The following is a 6,480-nucleotide window of genomic DNA, read 5'->3' on the forward strand; positions in this document are numbered from 1 at the left end:
CATGATGGGCACGAACTTCCACGCCGAATACCTGCGAGAGCTTCAGGCGCTCGACGACTTCCTGGCCCGTCGCCGCGGCGCCGAGCGCTTCGTCGAGCCCGAGGATCCCGACGTCCGGCGGCTGATGGAGTCGCTCGCGTTCTTCTCGGCGCGGACCCGTGAGGCGGCCACCGCTCAGCTGCGCGGGGCGATCCACCGGGTCGCGCACGGGCTGCTCGACGAGTTCGTCGACGCCCAGCCAGCGCGGGCGATGTTGCAGGCGCTGCCGAGCCCCCGCCTGACCGAGCCAGCTCGGCTGCCGCGGGGATCTCGGGTCCGGCTCGAGACCATCGACGGCGCGGTCGGGCAGTTCTCGACCATGCGCGAGGTGACGATCCGTCCGCTGGAGATCGATCGTGCCGAGCTGCAGCTGCGTGGCTCGGGCTACCGGGTGCTGCTGCGGCTGCGCGCCCACGGACCGATCGCCGAGATCGCCGAGCCGCTGTCGATTCACATCGACCACCTCGGCGACTATGAGATCTCGCGCCAGCTGCTCGGGCATCTCGTTGACCACCTCGATCGGGTGGGCGTGGTCTACGGTGATCCGCCTGGGCCGTCCGAGCCCGGCCAGCCGTGCACCTTCAGCTTTGGCACCCCGACTCATCAGGGCGCAGCGGCGATGGAGCACAGCCTGCGCTCACAGCAGCGCGCGGGCGCGATCGCCAAGATCCGCGAGTTTCTGCACTTCCCGAGCAAGGAGCTGTGCGTCAATTTGCAGCTGGCGAAGCCGGCGCGACCGTGGCGACAGGCGTGGCTGTGCCTGGACTTCGACGAGTGGCCCGAGGGGCAGGTCGTCAACCGCGACATGTTTCGGCTGTTCATGGTGCCGATCGAGAATTTGTTCACCGAGCCCGCCGAGCCGATCAAGTGTGACGGCACCCGCACGCGCTACCCGATCACCTCGTGGAGCGTCGACGCCGACGTCAGGTTTCACTCGATCGTCGAGGTTCAGCAGGAGCTGCCAACCGGCATGGACGTGATCTTGCCTGGCCACCTGTCGAGCTCGAACGAGAGCTGGGAGCTCGAGCTCGACGACGAGCACGGCGCGCCGCAGCTGCTGCTGAGCTTGCCATCGGCGTTCATGGAGCCGCGGATCGTGATGGTCCGCGCGCGCTGGTACCAGCCGCGCTTCGACGAGGCCGCGTTCGGCAAGCTCGACGCCAAGCTGCACAGTCGCCACCTCGAAGGGGTTGGCCTGCGGGTCCACGGGGGGCTCGCGCCGAGTCGGACCAGCCCGCTGCACAGCGACCCGAGCGCGATGCTGCACGTGCTGTCGCGTCGCTCGAAGCGGATCTTGAGCCGCGAGGATATCGTCAAGATGATGACCGTGCTCGGGGCCGACGCGCACAGCTATTACGGCGAGATCGCCGGAGACCTGCGCCATGTCGAGGCCTACGACGAGCCGGCGGACATCCGCAGCGGCGCCGGAGTTCAGCACGTGTACCAGGTTCGCTGCGCCGAGGTGGCGCCCGAGCGGCGTGGGCTGCTCGACGACTACCTGCGCTGCCTGGGCGTGCTGCTCGACGAGTGGAGCAACAACCCGGCGCGGGTCGTCAAGGACGAGCCGACTCGGCGGACGCGGCGAGGGAGCGCGGCACCATGAGCACCGACGCCACGACGCGCTACCAGGTGTGGGCGGCGATCGTCGACACCACCCACGAGCTCGAGCGGCTCGTCGCGACCGAGGTCGGCGACCTGCCCCAGCGTGGTCCGCTGGCGAGCGCCGCGGTCCGGACCCGGCCGCCGCAGCTGGAGACCTCGTGGCGCGACCCCGGAGCGATCGGCGGTGGGGTGGGCGAACGGGCCGAAGCCAGCGCCATGCTGCGGGTCGCCGAGCCCGATGATCGCGACCGGGCGAGCCTCACGAAGCTGCGAGCCAGCGTCAGCGCGCGGGTGAACTTGCTGTGGGCGCGATTGGAGACGCAGCGCGGGAACACCCAGATCCGCGAGGCGCTGGTGATCTACTTTGACGAGCGGGTCATGGCGTCGCTGCCGGAGTACCTGCGCCTGAGCTGGCCGCTGCTGCAGACGGACCTGACTCGCTCGAAGACCGGCGGCTCCGACTTCTTTCGGTTCATCGATCGCGCCCTCGATGATCCCAAGACCCCGCAGCTGGTGTTCGAGGTCTACTATTTTTGCCTCAACCACGGGTTCCAGGGTCGGTACAGCAATGAGCTCGCGCAGCTCGACGCGTACCGACGCAAGCTGGTGGCCCGGGTCGAGGTGTCCGTGCCTTCGGCGGAGGCGGCTCCGGCCGAGACCGAGGGCAACCTCGGTAAGCCGTGGCCAGTCTGGGCCTACTACCTGGTCGCTGGCGTGGCTGTGGTCGTGATCAGCGTGCTGGCGACCGTGCTGTCCAACTACCGATCCACCGAGCCAACCGAGGCCGAGGCCAGGATCAACGCGCTGAGCGAGGCTTCGATCGAGGCGGCGATTCAGAGGTGCCCGCCGTGATCGCGCGCCAGCAACTCGACGCGCTGCGGCGTGAGCTCGATCAGCTGTTCGCGGCCGAGAGCGCGCAGGCGCGGGTGCTCGCGCGTCCGATCGCCGAGCTCGCGCGGCTCGTGGACCAGCCGGTCGAGCCGTCCCCGGCCGAGCTGACGCCCGCGCTCGACCTGCTCGAAGACCTGCTCGAGGCGTTGATGCGCGAGGCTGGCTGGCCGCGCGCGGGGAGCTCGGGGACCACCGGGAGGGGGAGCCCATGCTGAGCGCGCCCGCATGGTTGTTGGCTGAGGAGGCGTCGCCGTGGTGGGCCGAGATTCCGTGGACGACGGTGCTGATCGTGCTGGTCGTGGTGCTGGTGCTCGCGCTCTTGGTCTGGGGGGTCATCGCGTGGCGGCGCAAGCGGGCCACGATCGTCGACGCCGGACCCTCGGTTGGATCGCAGCTGCGCGAGCTGTGGCAGCCCTTCTACCAGCGGCTACCCACGCGGGCGCAGCACTATCCAACGGTCGTCGTGCTCGGTGAAGCCGGGGTCGGCAAGACCCACGCGATCAGCACGCACGTCGACTGGCGCGGGCAGACCAATCAGTTTCAGCAGAGCGTAGACCACGGCGCCGCCATGCAGCTCTATCTTGGCCCCGACGTGGTCATTCACGAGCTCTCGGCGGCGATCCTTCGTGACGTCAGCCGCGCTGGCAAGCGCGCGCTCGAGGCCCTGTGGCGCAACATGGGACCGAGCGCGACGGTCGTGCTCACGCTCGACGCTCGGACCTTGTTGGCCACGCCCCCGGCTGCCCTCCGCGAGCTCGCGCAGCTCGTGCGCGGCAAGATCAGCCTGTTTCCCGAGCGCTGCCGGGAGTCGCTCGAGGTTCGCCTGTACCTCAGCCACCTCGATCAGCTCGAGGGCTACGAGGATTTTGCGTCGGTGCTCGGCTCGGACCACGGCCCGCTCGATCTGGGCGCGCTCGGTGATGGCACGACCGACGCGGCCAAGTTTGTCGCGGGCTTCGACGCCCACCTGGCGTACGCGCTGACCTCACGAACCGGTGACGAGTTCGATCGCACCCTGGGCTTCTATGGCGTGCTGCCTTCGTTGATCGACGGACTGCGACCGGTGCTCGACACGCTCGCTGGCAAGCACGAGCCGTTCGCGGTGAGCTACCCGGCGAGCGGGCTCTACCTCGGCTCGCTGCTGCCGCACAGCTGCGTGGGGCGGCCGTTCGAGGTCGCGCGCGCCCTGATCGCCCAGAGCATTGGGCGCGCGCGGCGTCGCGGCCTGGCAGGCAGCATCGCGATGACGACGGGGATCTTGGCGATCGTGTTCGCGCTGATGGCCTGGCACTCGCGGAGTATCCGCGCGGCCGAGGACCACATCGTCGCGTTCATCGAGATCCTCGACGGCTGCCCCACGCCCAACACTGACGAGACCCGCGCGGCCGAGCGGGTCACCGCCCTGGTCGAGGCGATCGATGACTCCGAGATCCTGTGGTTCGAGTACGCCTTTCAGGATCGCAAGTTGGAGGTCGACCAGCACTTCGAGGAAGCGATTCGGATCGCGTATCTCGAGCCTCAATTGGCCGACCCCAGCCGCGTCAAGCTGATCTATGTGACCTCGTTGATCTACGCGGTCAAGGACGACGATCTGGGCGAGCTCATCAGCGAGAACGTGGGCATGTGGGCCGACGAGCTGGGGCTCAACGAGTGGGTGATCGAGTACTACCTGGATCGTAGCCACGAGCGGTTCGGCGAGGCCGTGACGCTGCCGGATACGATTGAGAACACCGGCGCCGAGTGGTCGCGGTACATCAAGCAGGTCGATCGTGTCGTTCGGCAGGGGACCATGAGCCGTGACGACGCTGCGGTGTTGCGCCGCGACCTCCCCGAGCTGCTCGGGCCGCGGCAGTACACGGTGTTGGTCCAGGCGCGTGAGCTGCTCGCGGCCGACCCGGACCTGAGCGATCGTCTGCAGCCGCTGCTCACCGGTGAGCTCGACTCGTGGACGGCGACCCAGCACCAGGCGCTCGCGGCGTTGCTCGAGAAGATCCAAGGCCTCGACATCTCGCCGGGCGACACCAGCAGCTGGGGTCTGGATCGGCTCGTGATTGAGCTCGAGCGCACGGTGCCCGATGACCCACATGACGACTACGTGCTCGAGGTCGATGGGGTCACGCTGAGCGGCAAGCAGCTGGCGGCGGTGATCCTGCGCAGCCAGAGGCACGAGCGGATCGACGCCGTGCGCAGTCGGATCTGGGATCAGCGGCCGGAGGGCGGGCGTGAGTTCTTTGCTGCGAACGCTCGGCCGCCTGCGGCGGGGGTCATCAACGGCTACGGCGGCGGTCCGACCGAGTCAATCTCGGGCTTCTATACCCGCGCGGCGTTCGAGCGGCATGTCGCGCCGGTGCTGCGGTTTGCGGGTGAGCGGCTGTCGTCGGCGTCGAGGGTGGTCGAGCCCGCGCCTGAGCCTGAGCTGGAGCCCGCGCTCGAGGAAGCGGCAACGGTCGACGCTGCGGGGATCGCAGACGCAGCCTCCACGCAGGCGGAGAAGCTCGACATCACGCGGGATGACGCGCAGGGGCTCGAGCGGGCGATCTGGCAGGCGAGCGAGGCCTACGCTGCGGCCTATCGCGCGGAGCTGCTGGACTACTACCAGAGCTTCGAGCTGGATTCGGCCTCGGAGATGACGCTGCCCTTCGTGTTCCGGGCGTTTGTGAAGCCGTCGTCGTGGTTCACTGAATTTTTGCTCGCCGTTTCGCGCAACGCCTCGCTCGAGCTGCCCGAGGACAACGAGTTCTTCATGCCGATGGCGCGCGCGCTCGAGGACTTCGCGGCGTTCAAGGCGTTGATGCTCGAGGACGGTGGGGCGCTGCCGGGGCTCGAGCCGTACCAGGCGTTGCTTGCGGAGCTGCAGCCGGTGCTCACGACTGCGGCCGGACCTGGCGGTCAGGGATCGGGCCAGGGGGCGGAGCTCAGCATGCGCTTGTCTGCGCTCGGTGCCCTGACCCTGAGCGCGATGCAAGGAACCGCGACCGACTACGACGCGCAGGTCGAGCTGTGGCTGCTGGACATGAACCTCGACCGGCGCTGGCATGCGCCGTTTCGGGCGCCGGTCGAGCAGACTCGGGCGCTGGGGATCCAGAATATCGAGTGGGAGCTGCAGATCGCGTGGACGCAGGAGGTCCGGCCGATCGTGCGCCCGCTGCTGCACTCGTATCCGTTCAATCCCCGGTCTGGCGTGGACGTGGACGTGGACGAGCTCGAGCAGATCACGCTCAGCCAGGGCAAGCAGCGCGGCGCGTTCTGGCTGGCGTTTGATCGGCTGATCGCGCCCGCGATGACGGTGGATGACGGGCAGTTTGACATGTATGACGATGTCAAGGCGCCGCATGGGATGCTGGTGTTGGTCCGGGATCTGGCGCGGATGTCGAGTACGCTGTGGGATCAGGATGGGGCTCGGGTGCCCTTGAAGGTCGTGATCACGGCTCATGCGCTGCCGAAGGAGCCGTATCAGGGGCGGGTCGCCGCGATGTCGTATCTGCGATCGGGCGGTGCGGCGGTGTATGGGTTCAATCAGCGACCGGAGCCACAGACCATGGCGCTGCAGTGGTGGAATCAGGGGGGCTCGGTGATCTCGCTGGAGATGAAGTCGGCGGTCGGTGACGATGCGCGTAGCTTTGCGATCGAGGAGGATGGGGGGTTTAGCTTTTATCGGCTGCTCGACGCGGGGAGGGACATCAAGAGTTCGGATCAGCGGGCTACGATCACGGAGACGGCGATCAACGCGGCGACGCGCTGCTTTCCTGGTGAGCCGAGCGCGACGGTGGGGCTGGATGTTCGCTGGGAGGTGCCGCTGAGCGGGGCTGGGGTGGCTTCGCGGACGGTTCGGATGACGCTCGTGAATGATCCTTGGCGGGCGTTTGCGGTGAGGGATTGCTCGTGATTGAGCGGGTGCGGGTGGCGGTGGTGGTGGTGCTGCTGCTGGGCTTGATGGTGGGGCTGGGG

Annotated in this window: 4 protein-coding genes; all 4 read left to right on the forward strand. The window is 68.2% G+C overall.

All coding sequences use genetic code 11. The features are described 5' to 3' along the window. Positions 1-4 precede the first annotated feature (4 nt). Genes ENSA7_RS08165 through ENSA7_RS08180 form a run of 4 tightly spaced genes read left to right on the forward strand, consistent with a single transcriptional unit; the run spans position 5 to position 6,418 of the window. Entirely contained in the window at positions 5-1,642 is a 1,638-nt protein-coding gene (locus ENSA7_RS08165; RefSeq protein ID WP_181233438.1) for a type VI secretion system baseplate subunit TssF, read from the forward strand. Further along, positions 1,639-2,493, forward strand: coding sequence for a DotU family type IV/VI secretion system protein (locus ENSA7_RS08170; protein ID WP_146157458.1), 855 nt, complete (start codon positions 1,639-1,641; stop codon positions 2,491-2,493). Before ENSA7_RS08165 ends, ENSA7_RS08170 begins: the two co-directional genes overlap by 4 nt. Continuing rightward, positions 2,490-2,747 carry a hypothetical protein gene (locus tag ENSA7_RS08175; protein ID WP_146157459.1) on the forward strand — a complete coding sequence of 86 codons (258 nt, stop codon included), beginning with the start codon at positions 2,490-2,492 and terminating at the stop codon, positions 2,745-2,747. Before ENSA7_RS08170 ends, ENSA7_RS08175 begins: the two co-directional genes overlap by 4 nt. After that, entirely contained in the window at positions 2,741-6,418 is a 3,678-nt protein-coding gene (locus tag ENSA7_RS08180; RefSeq protein ID WP_106088657.1) for a hypothetical protein, read from the forward strand. The genes ENSA7_RS08175 and ENSA7_RS08180 overlap by 7 nt, the downstream gene beginning before the upstream one ends. Positions 6,419-6,480: the final 62 nt, after the last annotated feature.

Source organism: Enhygromyxa salina, assembly GCF_002994635.1.
GTDB lineage: Bacteria > Myxococcota_A > Polyangia > Nannocystales > Nannocystaceae > Plesiocystis > Plesiocystis salina_B.